We start from the raw sequence: 21,371 nt of genomic DNA on the forward strand, positions 1-21,371 counted from the left end.
GTTGTGCCGAGAACCGGCGCGCATGACAAGAGCAGCCCCCGGAAATCCGGCGGCCGCCCTATGGTTGCTTCCATGCGGAATCTGACTAGTCCCAGTTCAGCTTCACTTCGTTGCCCGTCTTCGACGACTCGTAGATCGCGTCCAAAATCCGATTGTTCGTGTAGCCCGACAGCGCGGTCGCGATCGGCTCCTTGCCTTCTCGGATGCACGCGACGAAATGCTCGCTCATCAATTGGCGCGCGTCGCCTTCGAGCGGCGCGAGCGACGATTCGATGATGATGTTGTTCTCGTGCGTAACGGTCTTGCCCGTGCTGCCCACGATCGAAGCGCCTGCGTCCGTACCCATCAGGTAGATGAACGGGTCTTCGCTCAGGCCCGCCGCGTGCGCGGCCCAGCTCACTTCCAGCGACAGGGTCGCGCCGTTGTCGAATTTGATCAGCGCGGTCGCCAAGTCCTCGACGTCGTAGTACCCTTCCCAGTTCGGCGTGCCCCAGCTGCCGATGCCGGTTTTCTTCGGACCAAATTCAGCGTACGTCGTCCCGAATACCGATACCGGCTTCGGGTTGCCCATCATGTACAGCGTCAAGTCGAGCATGTGCACGCCGATGTCGATGAGCGGACCGCCGCCGGACTCGTCCATCCGCGTGAACCAGGAGCCCCAGCCCGGGATGCCCTTCTTGCGGATCCAGCCCGCCTTCGCGTTGTAGATGCGGCCAAGCTTGCCTTCTTCGATCTCGCCCTTCAGCGCGCGGGACAGCCCTTCCCATCGCATTTGATGCGCCATCATGAGGATTTTGCCCGACTGCTCCTTGGCCGCGACGATCTCGCGGGCCGTCTCGGAGTTGATCGACATCGGCTTCTCCAGCAGGACGTGCTTGCCTTGGCGAAGCGCCTCGATCGCCAGCGGTGCATGGAACTTGTTCGGCACGGCGATGACGACCGCGTCGATGTCCGGATCCTCCAGCAGCGCCTGCGGGCTTGGATGGACGAGCGGAATATTATGCTCTTGCGCCCGCTGCTCCGCGTGCGGCAGGAAAGTGTCGGTGATCGCCGCCACCTTCGCGCCTTCAAGCTTCTGGAATGCGCCCATGTGCGCGTTACCGATCGCGCCGGCGCCGATAATGCCGATTTTTACGATGCTGCTCATTGTGGTATAGCCTCCCGTTGGATGATTGCGTTTGCATCTATATGGAACGCGCTGCGAGGAACGCGCCCGGTGCTCTGCCCGCGCTCGGATTACGTTCAATTGCAGTTTACCGGACGCCGCGCGCCGAAACCAGTGGGGCGGGTAGGGATTTTTTAATCCGATTTTGTCATGGCGTCGGCCTCGGCGATCTTCAGCACCCTTCCCTGCGGCAGCACTTCGATCCGCTCCGGCTCGATGCCAAGCCGCGCGCGCTCCGCCTCCAGCCGATTCAGCGCTTCCCTCGGCGTGTCGTCCGCCAGCGCGAACGCCCCGTAGTGCATCGGAATGAACAGCCGCGCGCCCACGTCGAGGAACGCCTGCAGCGCTTCTTCCGGCGTGACGTGCTGCATCTTCATGAACCACTCCGGCTCGTATGCGCCGATCGGCATCAGCGCGACGTCGACGCGGAACCGTTCGCCGATCTGCTTGAATCCTTCGAAATAGCCGCTGTCTCCAGCAAAGTAAATCGTCTCGGGCGCGTAGTCGTGCGGCTTCGCGTTCATGATCGACTCGACTGGTTCGATGACGAAGCCGCCCCAATGCGACCGGTTCGTGTCCGTCAGCGTGCGGCGGGTCCAATGCTGAGCCGGCACGAATGTGAAGCGGACGCCGTTCACCATCGTCTGTTCCCACCACTGCAGCTCGGTGACGAACTCGAAGCCCTTTTTGCGCAGCAGCGGTCCAAGGCCGACCGGCACGATGAGCCGTTTGTCGCCGATCAGTTTCTTAAGCGAAGGCAGGTGGAGATGATCGTAATGGGAATGCGACAGAAGCACGACGTCGACCGGCGGCATTTGCCCGATCTCGATCCCCGGCGGCGCCAGCCTCTTCTGAAAGCCCATCGTCTCGGCCCAGACCGGATCGGTGACGATCGTCAGGCCGCTATGGCGGATCAAGAACGTCGAATGGCCGATCCACGTGACCGAAGCCGCCTTCGTGCGGCCCCGCAAATAGCGCAGGTCGGCTTTGACCGTCGGCACGCGCCAGGAGAAGTCTTTCGTTTTCATTTTGCCGGCCCGCTCCCGGCGCCAGCGGCGAAGGTCTGCGAACGAACTCGTCTTCGCCTCCGGATTCATATTCGTGTAGCGCATGCGCGAAACTTGCCCTCCCAGCCTATCAAATCGCGTCTTCTATCTTGTGTTTCTTCTACGATACCAACCCCGCGGGAATTACGCAAATCCGGAGGCGCAGCCTCGATTCGGGCGAAATGCCAGGCTCCCGCCGCGGCTCGCTTCCCGCCGGAATTTCCGGTACACTTAAAGGGAGTCTGGACGTATTCTATGATCGTGGTTACAAGGAGGTATGCGCGATGCGCTTGATATTTATTGAACCGACCCCAAGTCCGAATACGATGAAATTAAACGTGGACGAGAAGCTGCCTGCGGGCAAACGGGAGACGTTCGCCTTGGCGGACGCGGCTTCGGCGCCCGAGCCGCTCGCCAGTCTGCTGCGGATCGACGGCGTGCGCGGCTTGTTCCGCACCGCCGACTTCATCGCCCTCGACCGCAAGCCCGGCGCGGACTGGGAACGCATTCTGTCCGAGGCGCGGACCGTGCTCGGCGAGAGCGCAGACGGCGGGAAGCCGGAGGAGGGCCAAGCGGCCGACAGCTTCGGCGAGGCGCACGCCTTCGTTCAGTTGTACCGCGGCATCCCCATCCAGGTCCGCGTGCGGATGGCGGACCGCGAAGTGCGCGCGGCGATGCCTGCCGCGTTCACGGACGCCGTGACGCGGGCTGCCGCCGCGACGATGATCCGCGAGCGCAAGCTCGAGGAGCTCGGCGTCCGCTACGGCGAGCCGGAAGAGATCGCGGCCGAGCTGGTGTGCGAGCTCGAAGCCGCCTATCCGCAGGAGCGGATCGATGCGCTCGTCGCGGATGCGCTGGCTGCCGGCGCTGCGGGCGGCCAGACGCCGGCGCCGCCGGTGCGCCCGGAGCCGCTGACGACGGAGGAGCTCGCCGCGCGGCTGCAATCGCCGGAGTGGAACGAGCGGTACGAAGCGCTGAACCGCACGATCCCGCAGCCGGATATGCTGCCGCTGCTGGCGCAATGCCTGGCGGACGACAACGCCTCGATCCGCCGGCTGGCCGTCGTCTACCTCGGCGAGCTGCGCCTGCCCGAATCGATGCCGCATCTGTTCACGGCGCTGCGCGACAGCTCCGCGTCCGTCCGCCGGACGGCGGGCGACACGCTCTCCGATCTGGGCGATCCGTCCGCGATCGGCCCGATGATCGAAGCGCTCGGCGATCGCAACAAGCTCGTCCGCTGGCGGGCGGCGCGCTTCCTGTACGAAGCGGGCGACGACAGCGCGATCGACGCGCTGCGCGCCGCCGCCGAGGACGCCGAGTTCGAGGTGCGTCTGCAGGCGCGCATGGCCATGGAGCGTATCGAGCGCGGCGAGGAAGCGGCCGGCTCGGTCTGGCAGCAGATGACGGCGCGCGAGCGCGGCGGCAATTAGAGAGGACATCCGCACCTGTCCGCGATGGACGAATGACGGTGAGAACGCCGGGAAGGGGTAACCTTCCCGGCGTTTTGGTGTTCAAGGGGCGGTTGGGTTAGCCCGCCGTTCCGGTTAACGGCGTGTTACTGAGCTAAGTGGCACTATTCGCCCTCACCGACCCGGCTGCCGGCACATAAGCGTGCTGAACGCCACTATTCGCACACGCCCGCCTGGCTCCCGGTGGGCGAACGCAAAAAGAAGCGTACTCCGCCCGCAGCGGAGTACGCTTCTTTCCATCTTACGCCTGGCGAACCGCCGGTACGCGCGCTTCCACGAGGGCGCGGATCGCATCCGGCGTCTCGAGTTCCAGCGCTTCGGCCGCGAGAGCCGCCATGCTCGCCTGGTCCATGCCGCGGACCAGGCCGCGAGCCGGCAGCACGGCGTTGGCGCTCATGCTGAACTCGTGCAGGCCGAGGCCGAGCAAGAGCGGTACCGCATGCGGCTGGCCGGCCATCTCGCCGCACATGCCCGTCCATTTGCCTTCGGCGCGGGCGGCGCGGATGACGCGCTCGATCAGATGCAGCACGGCCGGCTGCAGCGGATCGTTGAGCGCCGCGAGCTTCTGGTTCATCCGGTCTGCCGCGCACGTATACTGCGTCAGGTCGTTCGTCCCGATGCTGAAGAAATCCACTTCCTTCGCGAATCGGTCCGCCAACAGCGCGGCCGCCGGGATTTCGATCATGATGCCGCATTGGATCGACTCGTTGAACACGGCGCCTTCGGCGCGCAGCTCGTCCTTGCATACGTCGACGAGCGCCTTCGCCGCCCGCCACTCGGCAAGCGTGGCGATCATCGGGAACATGATCTTCAAATTCCCGTACGCGCTGGCGCGCAAGATCGCGCGAAGCTGCGTCTTGAACAGCTCCGGCCGGTCCAGCGAGATCCGGATCGCCCGGAAGCCGAGGAAGGGGTTGTCCTCCTTCGGCAGCTCGAGCAGCGGCAGCTCCTTGTCTCCCCCAATATCCATCGTGCGGATGACGATCGGAGCAATCGGCCCGAACGTGCGCGCGACGCTGACATAAGCATCGTACTGCTCGTCCTCCGAAGGCAGCGTATCGCGGCCCATGTAGAGGAATTCCGTCCGGTACAAGCCGACGCCTTCCGCACCGCGCTCCTTGGCCGCCACGGCATCCGCCGGCGAGCCGATGTTCGCCACGAGCTCGACGCGCACGCCGTCAAGCGACACGCTCTCGAGTCCCATGAGCGCCTGCAGCCCTTCGCGCTTCGCTTGCTCCGCCACGCGGCGCGCGGCGTACTCGGCGATGACGCTCTCGCTCGGGGCGATATGCAGCTCGCCGGATGACCCGTCCAGGATGACGACTTCGCCTGCTTGAAGATCGTCCAGCGCATCGCCCATGCCGACGATTGCCGGGATGCCGTTCGCCCGCGCGATGATCGCCGAGTGCGATGTGCGCCCGCCCTGCAGCGTCACGAAGCCCGCGACCGCGGACGGATCGAGCTGAGCCGTGTGCGAAGGCGTCAGGTCCGGCGCCACGATAATGACCGGATCGCCGCTCCCTGCGGGAGGCATGTCGGATCGCCCGGTCAGGCGCGCGTTGATCCGTCCGCAAATATCCCGAATATCCGCCGCCCGTTCACGCAAATATTCGTCGTCCAAGCTCTCCAGCATGGCTGCGATTTCATCGCGCGCCGCCGCGATGGCCGCTTCCGCCGACTTCAATTCGGAGGCGATCGCACCGCGTGCCCGGTCCAGCAGTTCTTCGTCCTCGAGCAGCATAAGATGACCGTCGAAGATCTCCGCTTCATGCTCTTGGCCCTTCGCGATCAATCGATCCCGCAGTGACGCAACCTCCGCCGCGGCCTCCGCTATCGCTTGCATGAGACGCGCAGTCTCGGACCCCACCGCCGAAGGCTCGATGCTAGCCGGCAAATTCGCCGCTTCGGCTTCGCTCTCCATCCGCCATACCCTGCCGATCGCGATGCCTGGCGAGGCCGCAATCCCCTTGGCGATCATTAGTTTCCACCGTGGCCGTCGATCGCGGCCGAGAGGATCGCGCCGATTTCCTTTTGCGCTTCCGCTTCCTGCTCGCCTTCCGTGATTAGCGTGACGCTATCTCCGTGTTTGGCGCCAAGCGTCAAGACGTTCACCAAACTTTTCGCGCTGTTGCGCTTGCCGTCTTTCTCGACGAAAATCTCACAGTTTGGATATTTTTTAGCCATCTCCACGATTTGTTTCGCGGGACGAACGTGAATGCCCAGTTGGTTTGCTATCGTATAGGTTTGCTGCATGTTCTCCACTCCTGTTCGTAAAATGCTGCTGCGGTATGGTGTTCCTTCCGTCAAAGCTGCTGCGGCGGCTAGGGGCTTCCGCGTCCTGCCGGCGCCTTCTCTATCTGTGGCGCCGGGGATGGATTGCCGTCTTACATGATCTTGTTGATTTCGTCCTTCAATCGCTCGGATTGCGTACCGAAGATGACCTGTACCGCGCCCGAGCCCAGCCGCATGACGCCCGATGCGCCAAGCCCTTTCAGCGCCGCGTCGTTGACTTCTTTCTCGTCCTTCACGACCAGACGAAGACGCGTAATGCACGCATCCACGCTTACGATGTTGTCTTTGCCGCCAAGATTAGCCAACACGCTAGCCGCCTTGTCGCTTACCGTACCGCCGGCAGCCTTCGCCGGCGCAGCGCCGGTCGTCGCAGGCTCTTCGTCCTCGCGGCCCGGCGTCTTCAGGTTCAGCTTCACGATCAGGATGCGGAACAGCGCGTAGTAGATGAGCGCGAACACAAGACCGACTGGAATGATGAGCAGCGGTTTGGTCGCCAGCGAGTAATTGAGCGCGTAATCGATAAAGCCGGCCGAGAAGCCGAAGCCGTGCTTGATGCCCATTTCGGCCACGATGAAGGCTGCCGCGCCGCTCAGCACGGCGTGAAGGATGAACAGCACCGGCGCCACGAACATGAACGCGAATTCAAGCGGCTCCGTAATACCCGTCAGGAACGAAGCGATGGCCGTGCCGATGAAGATCGACGCGATCGCTTTGCGTTTTTCTTTCTTCGCGGTTTGGATAATCGCGATGGCCGCCGCCGGCAGCGCGAACATCATGATCGGGAAGAAGCCGGTCATGAACATGCCTGCCGTCGGATCCCCTTTGAAGAATCGCGTAATGTCGCCATGCACGACGTTGCCCGCCGCGTCGGTGAAATCGCCGATCTGGAACCAGGCGATCGAGTTGATGATGTGATGCAGGCCGAACGGGATGAGCAACCGGTTCGCGAGCGTGAACAGACCCGCGCCGATACCGCCGAGGTCGACGATCCAGCGTCCGAAAATATCGAGCTGGTTCTGGATCGGACCCCAGATCAAGCCGAACACGATGCCGACGAGCACCATCGAGATCGATGTGACGATCGGAACGAAGCGCTTGCCGGAGAAGAAGCCCAGCCAGTCCGGCAGCTTGATCGTATGATAACGCTTATACAAGAACGAAGCCACGAGACCGGCCAAAATCCCGCCGAGCACGCCCATGTTCAATTTCGCGTCCGCCCCGACGATATCCGGGAAGGCGGCCGGCACTTTGGACAGCACCGTCGTCAGCACCAGATACGCGATAACCGCCGCGAGCGCGGCAACCGCATCGCCGACAAGCCCGATCGCGACCCCGACGGCGAAGATAAGCGCCAAATTATCAAAAATCGCGGAACCGCCCGCGCTGAGGAACGGCGCGATGTACTGATTCAAGAACCCGCCGACGTTGTCACCAAGATGAAACTCTTTCACATAATCGATGCTGCCGAAACGAAGCAGAATCGAAGCCGCAGGCAGCGTTGCAACCGGCAGCATGAGCGCTTTGCCGATACGTTGCAGGAATGCTAGCATGTGTACTCCCCCTAGGATGTCAAAAAATGAATGTTATATGCTTACTTCGCCAGAACCGCCTGGATCACCGGATCTTGTCCCGCCGTAACAGAACCTTGCAGCACTTCGAGCTCCGTCACCGACTCTTCCTCGTTCGCGATGAGAACCGGCGTAATCAATGGATATCCGGCGGCGCGAATCGCTTCGATGTCGAATTCGACCAACGTCTGGCCCGCCTTCACTTCATCGCCGATTTGCACGTAGCCTTTGAAGCCCTCGCCTTTCATCGCGACCGTGTTAATCCCGATATGAACGAGCAGTTGAAGTCCGGAAGCATGCTCCAGAATGACGGCGTGGTTGGTGTGGATGACGTGCGCCACGACGGCGTCGAACGGCGCGATCAGCTTGCCGACCGTGGGTTCGATCGCGATGCCGCGACCCATGTGCCCCCCGGCGAACGCCTCATCTGGAACTTCGGAAAGGGGTACTGCTTTCCCCGTAATCGGTGCCGTAATAGTGAACGTATCTTTTTTGGCTTTGAACAATTTTCCGAACATGATTGGAACCCTCCTGATGATGTGGTAGTTGACGTGCGAAACGCGGATTGTTCCCTACGACCCGATTTGTCCTGGCCGCTGAAACACCTCGAACAAGCGGTAGAGATGAATGGCCAGAAACCCGATCTCGTCCTCGCTCACCGGTTTGCCGATATATCCGTGCACCAGCTGCGACAGCTCTTGCGCCAGCGCATACGCGTCCGGCATCTGCTGCGGCAGAGCGGCGACGAGCGGATTATGCACCTGCCTGTCCTGGCTAATGCGTTCGACCGAATAGCGCAGATGCGTAATGAGCCGGATGTAATCAATGCTTTCCCGGGAAATCCGGATGCCCCGCCGTTCTTCGATCTGCTCGACCAGCTCGTTGATCAAATTGGTGAACTTCACGATTTGACCGACCGGCACGTTGCTGACCGCCGAATGGACATGGTAGGTCAGGAACCCGACTTCCTCTTCCGGCACCCGAATTTGAAAGGCGCTGGCGATCAAGTCGGCGGCGCGCTTCGCGATTTCGTATTCGTTCTTGTAGCACATCTTCGTCTCGTACAAGAACGGGTTGACGATCTCCATGCCGTTGCGCAGCCGATAGACGACGAACTGTATGTGGCTCGGCAGCGCGAAATAAATTTTGCGGTTCACCAGCTCTCCGAAACTTGCCGTAATCAAGCCGATAATTTTCTCCGAAATCCGAATGACCTCCGGCTCCATGTCGCCGAGCAGGGTATGGTACTGGACCATCTCGCCCGGATCGTCTAGACGGAAGCGTTTCTCGATGCGCGGATCGGTTGACGGAATGCTTTCGCCGCATTTGCCCGCGAATCCGATGCCTTTGCCCATGAGGACGAGCTCTTCCTTCGTCTGATCATCCAAAACAAGCACGACGTTATTGTTGATTGCGCGTTCGATTCGCAATGTTGAACCCCTCTTTATCATCGCATTCATCACCTTCGCTTATTATGGCAAAAAGGCAAAAAAAAGAGCCAAGAAAAAGATTCTGCAATCAGAATCGTTCTCTTGGCTCATGCCCTCTCACGAGGTAACACGCCGTCGTGTTTGATTATGTCCTCATCATAACGCAAAGAAAGCGTTACCGTCAACTCTGTCTTTCATGGGAAAAACCCCCTGACGTCAGTGGCTCACGGCCTCTTCCCCTGCTCTACGAAGCGTTCTCGATCCGGGAAGCGATGGTCGTCCCGAGGATTGTCTCGATCTCTTCCGCCGGTCTTGGCTTCGACAAATAATACCCCTGCACTTCGCTGCAGCCGTGCTCGCGCAGAAAATCGAGCTGTTCCTTCGTCTCCACGCCCTCGGCGCAAACGCTTAAATGCAAACTGTGCGCCATCGCGATGATCGCCTGCACGATGGCCGTATCGTCCGAGGAATGCGGCAGGTTACGAATAAACGAACGGTCGATCTTCAGCACGTCGAGCGGATATTGGCGCAAATAGCTGAGCGAGGAGTATCCCGTGCCGAAGTCGTCGATCGACACGGTAATGCCGCGCGCCTTGACGGCCTGCAGCCGTTCGGCCACGGCCCGTTCATTCTGGCTGGCGACGCTCTCCGTAATCTCGAGCTCCAGCAGCTCGCCCGGCAATCCCGTCTCCCGCAGCACCTGCTCAATCCGATCCACCAGATGCGTCTGCCTGAACTGAACCAGCGACAAGTTCACGGCCATGCGGACGGGCGGATAACCCGCGTCGATCCAGCGGCGGTTCTGTTCGCATGCCTTGCGCAGGATCAACTCGCCGATCGGGACGATCAGACCGGATTCTTCCGCGAGCGGAATGAATTCCGCCGGACTCACCACGCCGTACTCCGGACTATGCCAACGCACGAGCGCTTCGACGCCTGCGATGCGGCCGGAATGCAGGTCGTACCTCGGCTGGTAATGCAGCAGAAACTCATCCTGCTCCAGCGCCTTATGCAAGCCCTGCTCCAGCTGCATCTCCCGCGAAGAGATGGTGCGGACGTTCGAATCATAGAAGGAATACCCGTTCTTGCCAAGCTCCTTCGTCCGGTACATGGCGGCATCCGCGTATTTGATCAGCTCTTCCGCGTCTTCGCTATCCTTCGGAAACATGGAGATCCCGATGCTCGGCGTGACGATCAGGCTAATGCCCTCGACTTTAAACGGCATGTTCGCATTGGATAGAATCGTACGCGCGATATCCGCCGCCTCGGCTTCCGTCGTTCCCGGTACCAGCACAAGGAACTCGTCGCCGGCAATACGGCTTAAAATATCGCCCTTGCGCATCGAGGAAGCGAGCACACAGGAGAAGGCCTTAAGCAGTTCGTCGCCGACATGGTGGCCCAGCGTATCGTTAATCGTCTTGAATCGGTCCAGGTCGATAAACATGAGGGCCGCCTCCGAGCCGCCCTCCTCGCACATTTTCAAGTGACCATGTACAAGCTCGAGAAACAAATTGCGGTTGGGCAGACCCGTCAGCCGGTCGTAATACGCCATCTGCCGGATCGTCTGAGCCGCTTGCTTCTTCGCCGTCACGTCGCGCGCGATCGTCTGCATGACGCCTCGGCCGTTCCACTTTACGAAGATCGATTTCACTTCGAGATCAATCAGTTCGCCGGACAGCTTGTAGCAGCGAAGCTCCGCCGGCCCGCTCTCCGACAGCCGGCTCGGCGGCGCATGCAGGCCGAACTCCGCGATCTCCCGGTCGTCAGGATGAATGAAGTCGGAGAAGAACCGCCCCATCAGCTCCTCCGGGTCCTTGGCGCCCAGCGTCTCCGCTGCGGCGGAGTTGACGAATAAGATCATCCCGTTCAGATGGACAATGACGGGATCGGGCGAATAATGAACCAGCTTGCGGTACCGCTCTTCGCTCTCGCGCAGCGCGGCTTCGGCGCGCCTGCGTTCGGTGATATCCCGCATGAAGGCGACGAGAATCGGAGGATCCGCCTTGCGAATGCGGGTGACGGTCAGCTCGAGCGGGAACATCGTGCCGTCCGCGCGCATCCCCGTCGTCTCCGTCCGTTCGCCGAACGGATTATCGGCGGGATCGCGTACGTATCGCGCGATGGCTTCGCCGTAGGAATCGCTCAGAAGGGTGGTGAACAGCAGCTCCGGCATGAACCGGCCGACGGCTTCTTCGCGGCGGTGCCCGAAAATCCGTTCCGCGGCGGGATTAAACTCCATGATGCGGCCGTAGGCGTCGATAACGACGATGCAATCGCTGGCCGCTTCGATTAACGAACCGTTCAGCGCCACCTGCTGGGCGATGCGCCGGTCCGCGAAGTTAGCGCAAAGCATCACGATCCCGAGAACCAGAATTGACCATCCCGCGACGCCGATGGCCAGCCAGAAGTACACGTTCGGCTTAAACTCCTCCATGCTTACGCTTGCCAGAGGGGACAGCCGAAGCGCGATCATGCCGACGTACTGCACAGCCGCGATAATCGTCCCCATCGCGAGGCTGCATGCGGCCTTCACCAATCGGTTTAAAGGCGAGACCGGACTTCGGAACCGGTAAGCCAAAATCTGCATGGAAACACAAACGAGGAGGGTAAGCACGGCCGCCACGCAGACGAGCATAGGCGAATACGCGATCCTCGCTTGATCGAGCGCCAAAGCGCCCGCCGCGTGCGTGCCGCATACGCCCAGGCCGAGGAGCAGGCCGTTGCGAACCATCTGTGCGACGCTCAACTCGCGCCGCACGCTCAAGCCAATGCAGGCAAACGCGACGAGGATGGCAACGAAAAGGGAGGAGAGCAGCGCCGTCAAGTAATAATCGGCCGCGCCTCCCTCGCGTCTGTAGGCCATCGTGCCAATGACATGCAGGGCCCACAGGCCGAAGCCGAGCGCGAGCGATCCGCCAAAGAACCAGTAGCGGCGTGCCTTCCCGCGCGCCGCAAGCAGCAGACGGGGAAGATCGAGCGCGATATAAGATGCAAAGACCGAGATGATCAAGCAGATGACGATGAGCCCGATCGGATAATATTGCATAAGGGTTTGGCTCTGATTCACGACATGTCCACACTTTCAATAAGGAAATCTGGATGTGACCGATTACGGCGATCAAGGGCGCAATATAGAATAAGAATCCATCCGAAAATAAAGGATGGATCCCGGCGATTCGGCAACCTGATCAACTTGTCGCGGATGAAGTTCAGCGTCAAGGCAAAAGCTTAGCCGCCTTGGCACAAGGACGGCAGCCTGTTCAAGTTGGCCATTCGGATTATGTCGAACCATTATAAAAATTAACTTATTATGTCATTATAACGATGCGTTTTTTAGATGTATATAGCATATTTTGTCTAAAATTGTCGAATAAGATTGAAGAAATGCTGTTCTTTTGTGCTATCATACCGCCCCCTGCCGCATTTCGCAAGATTACCTTACAAACTTGCCAAATACTATATATCCTTCTTCGATTAGGAAAGAAATCGCGTTCATTGTCTGACTAGGTGAATCCGCTGCATCATCTTATGGCGGCGCGGCGTGTTATATTATTTTCCACGATAAAGAAGCAATACGGGGATCTTGCGGCCCGATGCCGCAAGATCCCCGTATTCGTGCACAGCTGCTATCCTGCGTCGCCATGCCAAAGCTGCCGGAACGATTCGCTGGCGGCGAGCAGCTCCTCCGCCGTCCCCTTGGCCTCGATTCGGCCGTCCTTCATGACGATGATCTGGTCGGCCTGAGCCAGCGCCGCCTTCCGGTGCGACACGACGAGGCAGGTCGCCTCGCCTCGAGCTTGGAACAAGCGCTCCCACAGCTTGCGTTCGGTCTCGACGTCGAGGGCACTCGACAGGTCGTCGAACACGTACAGCTCCGCATCGCGGACGAGCATTCGCGCGGCTGCGGTCCGCTGCGCCTGTCCACCGGACAGCTTGACGCCGCGCGGTCCGATGACCGTCTCGAGCCCGAGCTGCAGATGCTCGATATCATGCTCCATGACCGCCGCATGGATCGCCCTTGCCAAGTTCCCTTCCGTCTCTCGGAGGCCGAGCAATATATTGTTGCGGAGCGTATCGCTGTACAACCTCGGAATCTGAGCCGTGTAGGCGCTGCGGGGCGGGATGAAGAACTCCCCCGGATCCGCGACCACCCGGCCGTTCCAGCTCACTGTTCCCTCCGCAGCGGGCAGCAAGCCGAGCAGCGCGCGGGCTAGCGTCGTCTTACCGGAGCCGATCATGCCGGTCACGACGGTGAAAGAGCCTCGCTCCAGCGAAAAACTGATGTCCGCGATGCCTCTGCCCGTATCCGGATAACGGTAACCGAGCCCCTGCACGTCCAGCCGCTCCAGTCCGGCATCGAAGCCCGCCGCGGCGCCATGCTGCGCCTCGTGCGGATCGAAGCCGCCCTCCCGGTGCGAGAGGTATAGCGGGTGCGAAGCGGTAAGGACGCCGGGTTTCGCGCCCTGCAGCAGCGCCGTCAGCCGCTCCAGCGCAACGCCCATCTGCTTGAAGTAGGTAAGGAACTTGCCGAAGTTCGTAATGAACTGTGTCACGAACGTCAAGTAGTAGACGAAGAGGGAGAAGTCGCCGACGGTGAAAGCGCCGCCCCGCATCTTCTGGCCCGCGAGCAGCAGGATCAGCCCGGTGCCGAGGTTGACGGAGTTGGAGAACACTGAATCGAGCAGCTCGCTCATCAGCTTGTCCTTCACCATCGTCCGGCGCCGTTCTTCGCCCAGCTGGCGGAACCGGTTCACGACGCGTTTCTCCGCGCCGGCCACCTGGATGGACTGCACGTTCGCGAACATCTCGCTGATCGCGCCCGTCACGTTCGAGGTCGCTTCGCGGCTGGCCGCCCGGTACTTCTGGATGCGCTGGGTCGACAGCTGCGCCGCCGTCACGACAAGCACGAGCGGCAGGAAGACGTATAACGTCAGCTCGGCGTCGATGCCGATCAGGATGACGGCCGACACCGCCGCGAACGTCGTCATGCCGAAGGCGTCGACCGACCAGCTCGCCGCTTCCTCCGTCTGGTCGATATCGTCGCGGAAGTAGCTGATCGCCTCGCCCGGCGATACGGGGATCGCTCTTGCGCCCGGCTGCTTCTGCACGTGCGCGAGCATGTTGCGGCGCAGCAGCATGCCGATGCGGAACCGAAAATGAACATCCGTGATGAAGCCGACGAAAATGAGCGCGACCCGCGCGAGCGCCGCGCCCATCAACAGCGAGACGATGCCCCAAATGCCGAGGTTAAGCGCGGCGTCGCCGGTCAACGTATCGAAGAACTCCTTCGTGACCAAGCCCGGCGCGATCGGGGCCAAATAGATCAATGTCCACGCCAGCGCGTTGACGAAATACCGGATCGGACGGTACATAATTAGCCGCCACAAAAACGTAAACGTACTCATGCGAGCACCTCCTCCATCCCCGTCTTCAGCATCCGGCTGAATCTCGAGTCCGGATCGGCCGCAAGCTCCGTCCGTCTGCCGAACTCGAGCACCTCGCCGTCCTCCAGCACGAGGATGCGGTCCGCCCGTTGCACGGTCGCCAGCCGATGCGCGATGATGACGCACGTCCGACGCTCCAGCAGCAGCTGCGTCGCGCGCTCGATGCGCTGCTCGGTCAGGGGGTCAAGACGCGAGGAAGCCTCGTCCATGATGACGAGTCCGGGATCGCACAGGAAGACGCGAGCGAACGCGAGCAGCTGCGCTTCCCCGGCGGACAGCCCGCCGCCGCCGGAGGCCAGCATCGTATCCAATCCCTTCGGCAGCGTCCGGTACCAATTGGCAAGGCCCAGTTCCTCCAGCACGGCGATGATGCGCTCGTCGGCGATCGCATCGTCGTAGAAGGTCAGGTTATCCCGGACCGTCGCCTGCATGATCTCGATGCTCTGCGTGACCATGGCCGCGCGCGAGCGCAGCTCGCTCACCTTCGCCTGCCGGATATCCGCGCCGCCAAGCCGGATTTCGCCTTGCTGTGGGTCGTAGAAGCGGAGCAGCATGCGCGCCATCGTCGATTTGCCGCTGCCCGTCCGTCCCAGCAGACCGAGCACTTCGCCCGGCGCGAGCTTCAGGCTGACGCCCTTGAGCGTCGGCGCGCCTTCGGCCCCTTCGTAGCTGAACACGACGTCCTTGAATTCGACCGCGAGCGGCCCGGCCGGGAAGGAAACGCCCGGTCCGTCCGCGATCTCCGATTTCATCTCGAACAGCTCGTTGATGCGCACGATGCTGGCGTCCGCCTTTTGCAAATCCTCCAGCTGCGTGCGGATTTTCTCGATCGGCTTGGCCAGCAGCTCCGTGTAATAGAATATGAGGTACACCGTGCCGAGCGTAATGTCGTCTTTGTACCAAAGATAGGCGCTCACCCCGAATGCCAGCGCGTTGCCCAGGGCGAAGATGACGATCGTCGACGTCCACATCATCGCGAAGCCGAGGAATGCCTTGACCCGCAGCGGAAGCATCCGCGCCAGCAGGCCGAAGAAGCGTCCCATGACGAAGCCGCCCGCTCCATTGGCGCGAATATCCTCCGTCCCCTCCAGCTGCTCGCCGATAAAGCCGTAGAATTCCGCGTTGGACTGCCGCCAACCGCTCCATACCGGCACCGCGAATTTGCGGATCCATTGGATGATATAAATCGCGAACACGGCGAACAGCGTCATGCCGGCGCCGATGATCCAATTCTCCCGGAACAGCAGCGCGATAATGCCGAAGATGAGCAGCACGTTGCCCGCCAGGTGGATGATCATGCTTGAGAAAAAGTTCGCCAGCGCGTTCACGTCGCCGTCGACCCGCTCGATGATCGCGCCCGACGTGTGCGACTTATGAAAATTCATGTCCAGCGACAGACAGTGCTCCGCCAAATCGCCGCGCAGCGTGTTCGTCGTTCGCCACGCGACGTTCTCGCTCAGGTACGTCGCCACGACGCTGACGACCTGCTGCACGACGGAGAACGCGATGAAGAGGACGGCCGCATAATAAAGCGGTTCCATCGCGCCTTGCCCTTGCGCCTCGTCGATGAAGAACCGGATAATCTGCGGATTGACCAGCTGCAGGCCGATCGAGGCGAACAGCAGCACCGTCAAACCAACGAGCGCTCCCCGCTGCGGAAGCAAATAACGGCGCATCAAAGCGGCGTAATGCCGGAATGATACGTTCGATTTCCCTTGATTCATGGCGCCTCCTTGACCGTAATCATAATGATGACGTTTATGATGTAACCAATTTGAATATCTTTACAGTTTACAACATTGCCGATTCGTTCGGTATCGTCGCATGTGCCTTTTTCTCTGCCGGAGTTGGCCCTCCTTAAGAACTAACGTTCCCATTCTATCAATGGTTAGCAGCTTCTTCAATCGTTTTATTCGCTGCGCTGCCCCTCGCAAACAGCCGTTTCGAATGGCCGGGCGGCACGGGCTGACCAGCCGTTATGCAACTTTTCTTTCTGTGCGCCCGTCATATTCCAATAAAGGACAATATTGGGAGGTCGTCTGAATGATGGTATCAACGTACATAAGAAGGATTGCGATGGCTGCCGTCACGGTGTGTCTCCTCTTCTCGGCTGGCTGCGGCGCGTCTCCCGACCGCCCGAGCTTCTCGGCGTCGGACGCGAACCGCGATCAGATCGCATCCGCGAACGCCTTCTCCCTGGAACTCGGACGCCGGCTGCTGCCCGGCACCGCCGAGAACCGCTTCTTCTCCCCGCTTAGCGTGTCGATGGCGATGGGTCTCGTCTTGAACGGGGCCGCGGGCATAACCCGTTCGGAGATGCTGCAGACGCTGGAAGCGCGCGGGTTGTCCGTACACGAGCTGAACGAAGGCACCCGGGCGCTGACGGATGTGCTCGAGCACCAAGATCCCGAGGTCACGGCTCGGATCGCGAACGCCGCTTGGGTGCAGCGGGGCATTCAGCCGAAGGAGACGTACGCCGCGGATTTGAAGACTTATTACGACGCCGAAATACAGGCCATCGATTTCCGTGATCCGGACGCGCCCGCGGTGGTCAATAAGTGGGTCGATAAGCATACGAAAGGGATGATTCCCCGCTTGATCGAAAGCTTCCCGCCCGATACCGTGTCGGCGCTCGTCAACGCGATTTATTTCAAGGGGGCGTGGAGCGAGCCGTTCGAAAAGGACCAGACGCGGGAGCGGCCTTTCCATCTTGCGGACGAGAAGACGGCGAACGTCCCCATGATGGAGCAAAGCGGTTCTTACCCCTATAAGAAGGAGAAGGCGTACGAGGTGCTGCAGCTGCCGTATGGCGAGGGCAAATGGCGCATGACGATCGTGCTGCCCGGCGATCCGGGCGGACTCGACGCCCTTCTGCCCCAGCTGCTAAGCAGCCCGGAGACATGGCGCGGAGGGCTCGCGACCGCGGGCGGAACCGTCTGCATCCCCCGCTTCAGCATCAAGTCGACGCTGCGGCTGGAGGATACGCTGCGACAGCTCGGGATGAAGACCGCCTTCGACCCGACCAAGGCGGATTTCTCCGGCATGGCGGAGGAAGGCGCGCTGTTCTATATCACTCAAGTCGTCCACCAGGCCCGCATCGAGGTCGATGAGGATGGCACGGAAGCCGCGGCGGCGACGGCTATTGCGGTCGACGGCGGCGGCGAGCCCGGGCAGCCGTTCGAATTCACGGCCGACCGTCCGTTCTTCTTCGCGATCGAAGAGGGCGAGACAGGGGCGATCGTCTTCCTCGGCGCCGTCCGGAATCCGACGGCAATCGCCGGAAGCTAGCCCCGCTCCCCTGCCTTGCCAGCCGGCGACTCGGCTTTCACGCCCGACAGCCTCCGCTAGTCATCGCCCCTCATACCCCGCCTCGAGGGGTTTGTCTCCCCGAAGCGCGGGGTAATGAGGACTACCGATCGAAGAGGAGGCTTGGACTTATGGCAGGCACGATACACCAGACGGGCAGCGGTCAGAGCCGAAAGCCCGTGGGTCCGGCTAACGGGCCGGATACCAAACGCAATGACGCTCCCGCGAACCGCAAGGATACGAAAAGCCGCGGCTGGCAGTTCGCGCAGAACCTCTACTGCCGCTTCCAGGACGACGAGGTGCCGGCGATGGGCGCGCAGCTGACGTATTACTTGATTTTGTCGTTCTTCCCTTTCCTCATCTTCATCATCGCCGTGCTGAGCTTCGCGGATTTGACGGTGCGCGACGTCATCGACGGCATCCGCCTCGTGCTGCCGGAGACGTCGACGAGGACGATCTCGGAGGCGTTCGAGGAAATCCAGCAGTCCCGCAGCGGCTCGCTGTTGTCCTTCGGTCTGCTGATCACGCTGTGGTCCGCCTCCAACGGCGTGAGCGCCGTCATCAAAGCGTTGAACAAAGCCTACGACGTCGAGGAGACGCGGCCGTTCTGGAAAGTGAAGGGCATCTCGCTGCTCTTCACCGTCGTCCTGGCGCTCGTTATCGTCTCGAGCATGGTCATGCTCATTTTCGGCCGCGTCATCGGCGACAATTTGTACAAATGGATGCAGCTGCCCGGCAGCTTCGACGTCATCTGGGGCATTGCCCAATATGTGCTGCCGATCGCGATCATGTCCATCGTCTTCGCGCTGATGTACATGTTCGTCCCGAATCTGCGCCTGAAGTTCAAGGAAGTGCTGCCCGGCGCGATTTTCACCACGGTCGGCTGGATCGTGACGTCGCTGGCGTTCTCGTTCTACGTGAACAATTTCGGCAGCTACTCCAAGACGTACGGCAGCATCGGCGGCATTATCGTCCTGCTGACCTGGCTCTATCTGTCGAGCATCGTGATCGTCATCGGCGGGGAGATCAACGCGGTGCTGCATTTCGACAAGAACGGCAAACAGAAGCCCGCCTGCAAATCGTTCGCGCTTCATTTGCCGTTCATGAAGAAGAAGAAGGCGTAAGGCAAAGTCGCATATCCAGGTTTCCTGCTCCCCGAGGGCTGCATCTTCGTCATTCCGATGACGCGGACGCAGCCCTGTTCGCGTGGCATCTTCATGTATCGTCTGGCGCGGTGCGCCTGCGGTCCAGCTCCCGCCTCCGCCTGGAGGTCCGCATCTTTTCATTCCGGGGACGGTGTTACGGCCTCTCCCCTTCCACTACCATGAAATGGAAGGATTGATTTGCCACAAGCCATAAGGAGTGAAAATGATGAGCAAAAAGATACGCAATCGTGCCCGCACGACCCAGATCGCCGTCGCGTCCCTGCTCGCGGCCGCGCTGCTCGCCGCGCCGGTTGCCGGCGCGCCCGCAGCGGCTCATGCCGCATCGTCCGCTCAACAGCTGCCTGCCGCGGGAACCACAAGCCTACCGGCTGCCGCCGCAGCGCAGGGAACAACCGCGCAGACGCCGGTCGTCGACGCCAAGGCCGTCCAGGCGTTCGCGGACGAGTTCTTCGCCCGCAAGGACGTGAAGGACATCCTGGCCGGCGCAATCGCGGTCGTCGTGAAAGACGACAAGGTGCTGCTGAACGCAGGGTACGGGTATGCCGACGTCGCCGCCAAGAAGCCGATCGATCCGAACGGGACGCTGTTCCGATTCGCCTCCATCTCGAAGGCCGTCACCTCGACCGGTCTCATGCAGCTCGTCGAACAAGGCAAGGTCGATCTCCATGGCGACATTACCAAGTACCTGCCCGGCGTGAATATCGTGAACAAGACCGGCGTGCCGGTCACGGTCGAGCACCTGCTGACGCATACGACCGGCTTCGAATTTACCGACTCGGGCATGGACGCGAATCCGGTGGCCTCGAAGCCGCTCTCGCTGAGCGAATTCGTGCAACGCAACGCGCCGACCGTCGTGCGCAAGCCCGGCGACGTCTACCGCTACGACAATCTCGCGTTCAACATCCAAGGACTCATTATCGAGAACGTATCCGGACAGCCGTTCGAGCAATATATGCAGGAGCACGTATTCGCTCCGCTTCAAATGAACAACGCCACGTACCTGCTTGACGAGACGTCCGGGAAGAGTCTGGCGACCGGCTATGACGGGAAGAGAGAGCCGCTCGACGTTTATCAGTTGACCCCGGCCATTTCGCCGGATGGCAGCATGCTCGCCACCGGCAGCGACCTAGCGAATTTCATGATCGCCCATTTGAACGACGGCGCGTTCGGCGGCAAGCGCGTATTGAAAGCCGAGACGGCCAAATCGATGCTGGAGACGCATTATGAGGCCGCCCCGGGCGTACCGATCATGGGCTACGGCTTCGAATCGTTCTTCCATAACATGCAGAACGGCCAATACGTCATGGGCAAAGGCGGCGACCTGGCGGGTTACCACTCCTGGATGTGGCTCCTCCCCGAGCACAACGTCGGCGGGCTGATCCTGTCCACTTCGGACGCGTCCACGGAGCTCCGCACGCTGTTCTTCGACGCTTTCATGGATCGGTTCTATCCGAAGCAAGCCGGCAATCCGCCGGCCGGCCCCGCCCTCACGAAGCAGCAGTTGGCTAAATTCGAAGGGCTCTACAGCAGCCTGCGCACGCCGCTCTTGGCGACCAAGGTCGCCGCGGGCGACGGCGTCCTGCTCGTGGAGGACGCGCTCGGCTCGCATACGCTGAAGCCGACGGGCCCGCTGACGTTCGAGGACGAATCCGGTCAGATCGCCGCCTTCAAGGAAGACGACAAGGGCAGCATTGCCTACATCTACTACACGTCCCCGGACAGCCTATCGCAAAAGCTCGTCGAGAAGCCGGCTTATGCCGACGTGCCGGTCGATAGTCCGTATGCCGCCGATATTAACCTGCTTCGCTCGCTGGGGGCGTTCAAGGACGACGGGGCTACGGCCTTCGAGCCGGAGCGCGCCGTCACCCGCGCCGAATTCGTCGCCATCATGGCGCGCATCGCCGGGGTCATGCCTTCCAAGAACCCGGTCGCGTTCCCGGACGTGCGCGATCATTCGCTCGCCGCGCTCGTGCAGACGGTGTATGAGCTGGGCGTCTTGACGGGCGTGCCGGGCCAGAACTTCGAGCCCGACCGCGCGATTACCCGCGAAGAAGCCGCCGTCGTCGCGTACCGGCTCGCGACCGGCCTCATCGGCGCGGCGCCGCAGACCGCGAAGCTGGCGACCGCTCCGTCCAAGTGGGCGAACGACGCGGTGCAATTCGTCGTCGCCGCCGGCTGGCACGGTCCCGAGGTGACGAAGGACGCGAGCGGCGCGGCCGAGTATCGCCCCGGCGCCGCGATGAGCAAGCAAGAGGCCGCTGCGCTCTACGGCACGCTGCTGCGCGGCATTCTCGGCGTTTAATTCAGGCTCAGCCAGGCGCATAGAAGACAGCAAGGCTGTCCGGGAACGATTATGTCCGGACAGCCTTGCTTGTGCTCATCGCGTCATAGCGCTTGGATCGATTGGATTTTCCACTGCCCCTTCTCGCTCACTCGTCATCGCGAACTGCAGGCGCTGTTCCTTGCCATCCGATGCGTCGGTCGT

The 21,371-nt window shown here is 61.3% G+C and carries 14 protein-coding genes; 4 read left to right on the plus strand and 10 right to left on the minus strand.

Going from position 1 to position 21,371, the window contains the following annotated elements; genetic code table 11:
• Positions 1-85 precede the first annotated feature (85 nt).
• Positions 86-1,147: a Gfo/Idh/MocA family protein gene (locus ACFSKT_RS14945; protein WP_377721777.1), complete on the minus strand. Its 1,062-nt coding sequence runs from the start codon at positions 1,145-1,147 to the stop codon at positions 86-88.
• 152 nt (positions 1,148-1,299) lie between these two features.
• Positions 1,300-2,277 (minus strand): MBL fold metallo-hydrolase, encoded by a 978-nt coding sequence (locus tag ACFSKT_RS14950; RefSeq protein WP_377721778.1) that lies wholly within the window; start codon positions 2,275-2,277, stop codon positions 1,300-1,302.
• Between the two features lie 218 nt (positions 2,278-2,495).
• Here ACFSKT_RS14950 and ACFSKT_RS14955 point away from each other — a divergent pair, with 218 nt between their 5' ends.
• Positions 2,496-3,641 (plus strand): conserved virulence factor C family protein, encoded by a 1,146-nt coding sequence (locus tag ACFSKT_RS14955; RefSeq protein ID WP_377721779.1) that lies wholly within the window; start codon positions 2,496-2,498, stop codon positions 3,639-3,641.
• Positions 3,642-3,921: 280 nt separating this feature from the next.
• Here the strand turns inward: ACFSKT_RS14955 and ptsP are convergent, their stop codons facing one another.
• The 8 genes from ptsP to ACFSKT_RS14995 form a co-directional block, all read right to left on the minus strand.
• Positions 3,922-5,658, minus strand: a complete 1,737-nt coding sequence (ptsP, locus tag ACFSKT_RS14960; RefSeq protein ID WP_377721780.1) for a phosphoenolpyruvate--protein phosphotransferase — start codon at positions 5,656-5,658, stop codon at positions 3,922-3,924.
• Positions 5,658-5,933, minus strand: coding sequence for an HPr family phosphocarrier protein (locus ACFSKT_RS14965; RefSeq protein ID WP_377721781.1), 276 nt, complete (start codon positions 5,931-5,933; stop codon positions 5,658-5,660). Before ACFSKT_RS14965 ends, ptsP begins: the two co-directional genes overlap by 1 nt.
• A gap of 131 nt (positions 5,934-6,064) precedes the next feature.
• Entirely contained in the window at positions 6,065-7,522 is a 1,458-nt protein-coding gene (gene nagE / locus ACFSKT_RS14970) for an N-acetylglucosamine-specific PTS transporter subunit IIBC (RefSeq protein WP_377721782.1), read from the minus strand.
• Between the two features lie 41 nt (positions 7,523-7,563).
• Positions 7,564-8,058, minus strand: a complete 495-nt coding sequence (locus tag ACFSKT_RS14975) for a PTS sugar transporter subunit IIA (protein ID WP_377721783.1) — start codon at positions 8,056-8,058, stop codon at positions 7,564-7,566.
• A 54-nt stretch (positions 8,059-8,112) separates the two neighbouring features.
• Complete coding sequence (locus ACFSKT_RS14980; RefSeq protein WP_377721784.1) at positions 8,113-8,970, minus strand: PRD domain-containing protein; 858 nt, start codon at positions 8,968-8,970, stop codon at positions 8,113-8,115.
• A 244-nt stretch (positions 8,971-9,214) separates the two neighbouring features.
• Positions 9,215-12,016 (minus strand): bifunctional diguanylate cyclase/phosphodiesterase, encoded by a 2,802-nt coding sequence (locus tag ACFSKT_RS14985; RefSeq protein ID WP_377721785.1) that lies wholly within the window; start codon positions 12,014-12,016, stop codon positions 9,215-9,217.
• Positions 12,017-12,596: 580 nt separating this feature from the next.
• Positions 12,597-14,375, minus strand: coding sequence for an ABC transporter ATP-binding protein (locus ACFSKT_RS14990; protein ID WP_377721786.1), 1,779 nt, complete (start codon positions 14,373-14,375; stop codon positions 12,597-12,599).
• Positions 14,372-16,138, minus strand: coding sequence for an ABC transporter ATP-binding protein (locus ACFSKT_RS14995; protein WP_377721787.1), 1,767 nt, complete (start codon positions 16,136-16,138; stop codon positions 14,372-14,374). The genes ACFSKT_RS14990 and ACFSKT_RS14995 overlap by 4 nt, the downstream gene beginning before the upstream one ends.
• Before the next feature lie 319 nt (positions 16,139-16,457).
• Between ACFSKT_RS14995 and ACFSKT_RS15000 the strand changes: the two genes are divergently transcribed.
• The 3 genes from ACFSKT_RS15000 (at position 16,458) to ACFSKT_RS15010 (ending at position 21,188) form a co-directional block, all read left to right on the plus strand.
• Positions 16,458-17,702, plus strand: a complete 1,245-nt coding sequence (locus tag ACFSKT_RS15000; RefSeq protein ID WP_377721788.1) for a serpin family protein — start codon at positions 16,458-16,460, stop codon at positions 17,700-17,702.
• 149 nt (positions 17,703-17,851) lie between these two features.
• Positions 17,852-18,844, plus strand: a complete 993-nt coding sequence (locus ACFSKT_RS15005) for a YihY/virulence factor BrkB family protein (protein ID WP_377721789.1) — start codon at positions 17,852-17,854, stop codon at positions 18,842-18,844.
• Positions 18,845-19,091: 247 nt separating this feature from the next.
• Positions 19,092-21,188: a serine hydrolase gene (locus ACFSKT_RS15010; RefSeq protein WP_377721790.1), complete on the plus strand. Its 2,097-nt coding sequence runs from the start codon at positions 19,092-19,094 to the stop codon at positions 21,186-21,188.
• Positions 21,189-21,371: the final 183 nt, after the last annotated feature.

The sequence above is a fragment of the Paenibacillus xanthanilyticus genome, from assembly GCF_042682185.1.
GTDB classification, from domain to species: domain Bacteria; phylum Bacillota; class Bacilli; order Paenibacillales; family Paenibacillaceae; genus Paenibacillus_Z; species Paenibacillus_Z xanthanilyticus.

Bases quoted from the DNA above. Each gene is read 5' to 3' on its own strand.
- ACFSKT_RS14945 (WP_377721777.1), bottom strand. From the start codon at position 1,147: ATGAGCAGCATCGTAAAAATCGGCATTATCGGCGCCGGCGCGATCGGT.
- ACFSKT_RS14950 (WP_377721778.1), bottom strand. From the start codon at position 2,277: ATGCGCTACACGAATATGAATCCGGAGGCGAAGACGAGTTCGTTCGCA.
- ACFSKT_RS14955 (WP_377721779.1), top strand. From the start codon at position 2,496: ATGCGCTTGATATTTATTGAACCGACCCCAAGTCCGAATACGATGAAA.
- ptsP (WP_377721780.1), bottom strand. From the start codon at position 5,658: ATGATCGCCAAGGGGATTGCGGCCTCGCCAGGCATCGCGATCGGCAGG.
- ACFSKT_RS14965 (WP_377721781.1), bottom strand. From the start codon at position 5,933: ATGCAGCAAACCTATACGATAGCAAACCAACTGGGCATTCACGTTCGT.
- nagE (WP_377721782.1), bottom strand. From the start codon at position 7,522: ATGCTAGCATTCCTGCAACGTATCGGCAAAGCGCTCATGCTGCCGGTT.
- ACFSKT_RS14975 (WP_377721783.1), bottom strand. From the start codon at position 8,058: ATGTTCGGAAAATTGTTCAAAGCCAAAAAAGATACGTTCACTATTACG.
- ACFSKT_RS14985 (WP_377721785.1), bottom strand. From the start codon at position 12,016: ATGCAATATTATCCGATCGGGCTCATCGTCATCTGCTTGATCATCTCG.
- ACFSKT_RS14990 (WP_377721786.1), bottom strand. From the start codon at position 14,375: ATGAGTACGTTTACGTTTTTGTGGCGGCTAATTATGTACCGTCCGATC.
- ACFSKT_RS14995 (WP_377721787.1), bottom strand. From the start codon at position 16,138: ATGAATCAAGGGAAATCGAACGTATCATTCCGGCATTACGCCGCTTTG.
- ACFSKT_RS15000 (WP_377721788.1), top strand. From the start codon at position 16,458: ATGATGGTATCAACGTACATAAGAAGGATTGCGATGGCTGCCGTCACG.
- ACFSKT_RS15005 (WP_377721789.1), top strand. From the start codon at position 17,852: ATGGCAGGCACGATACACCAGACGGGCAGCGGTCAGAGCCGAAAGCCC.
- ACFSKT_RS15010 (WP_377721790.1), top strand. From the start codon at position 19,092: ATGAGCAAAAAGATACGCAATCGTGCCCGCACGACCCAGATCGCCGTC.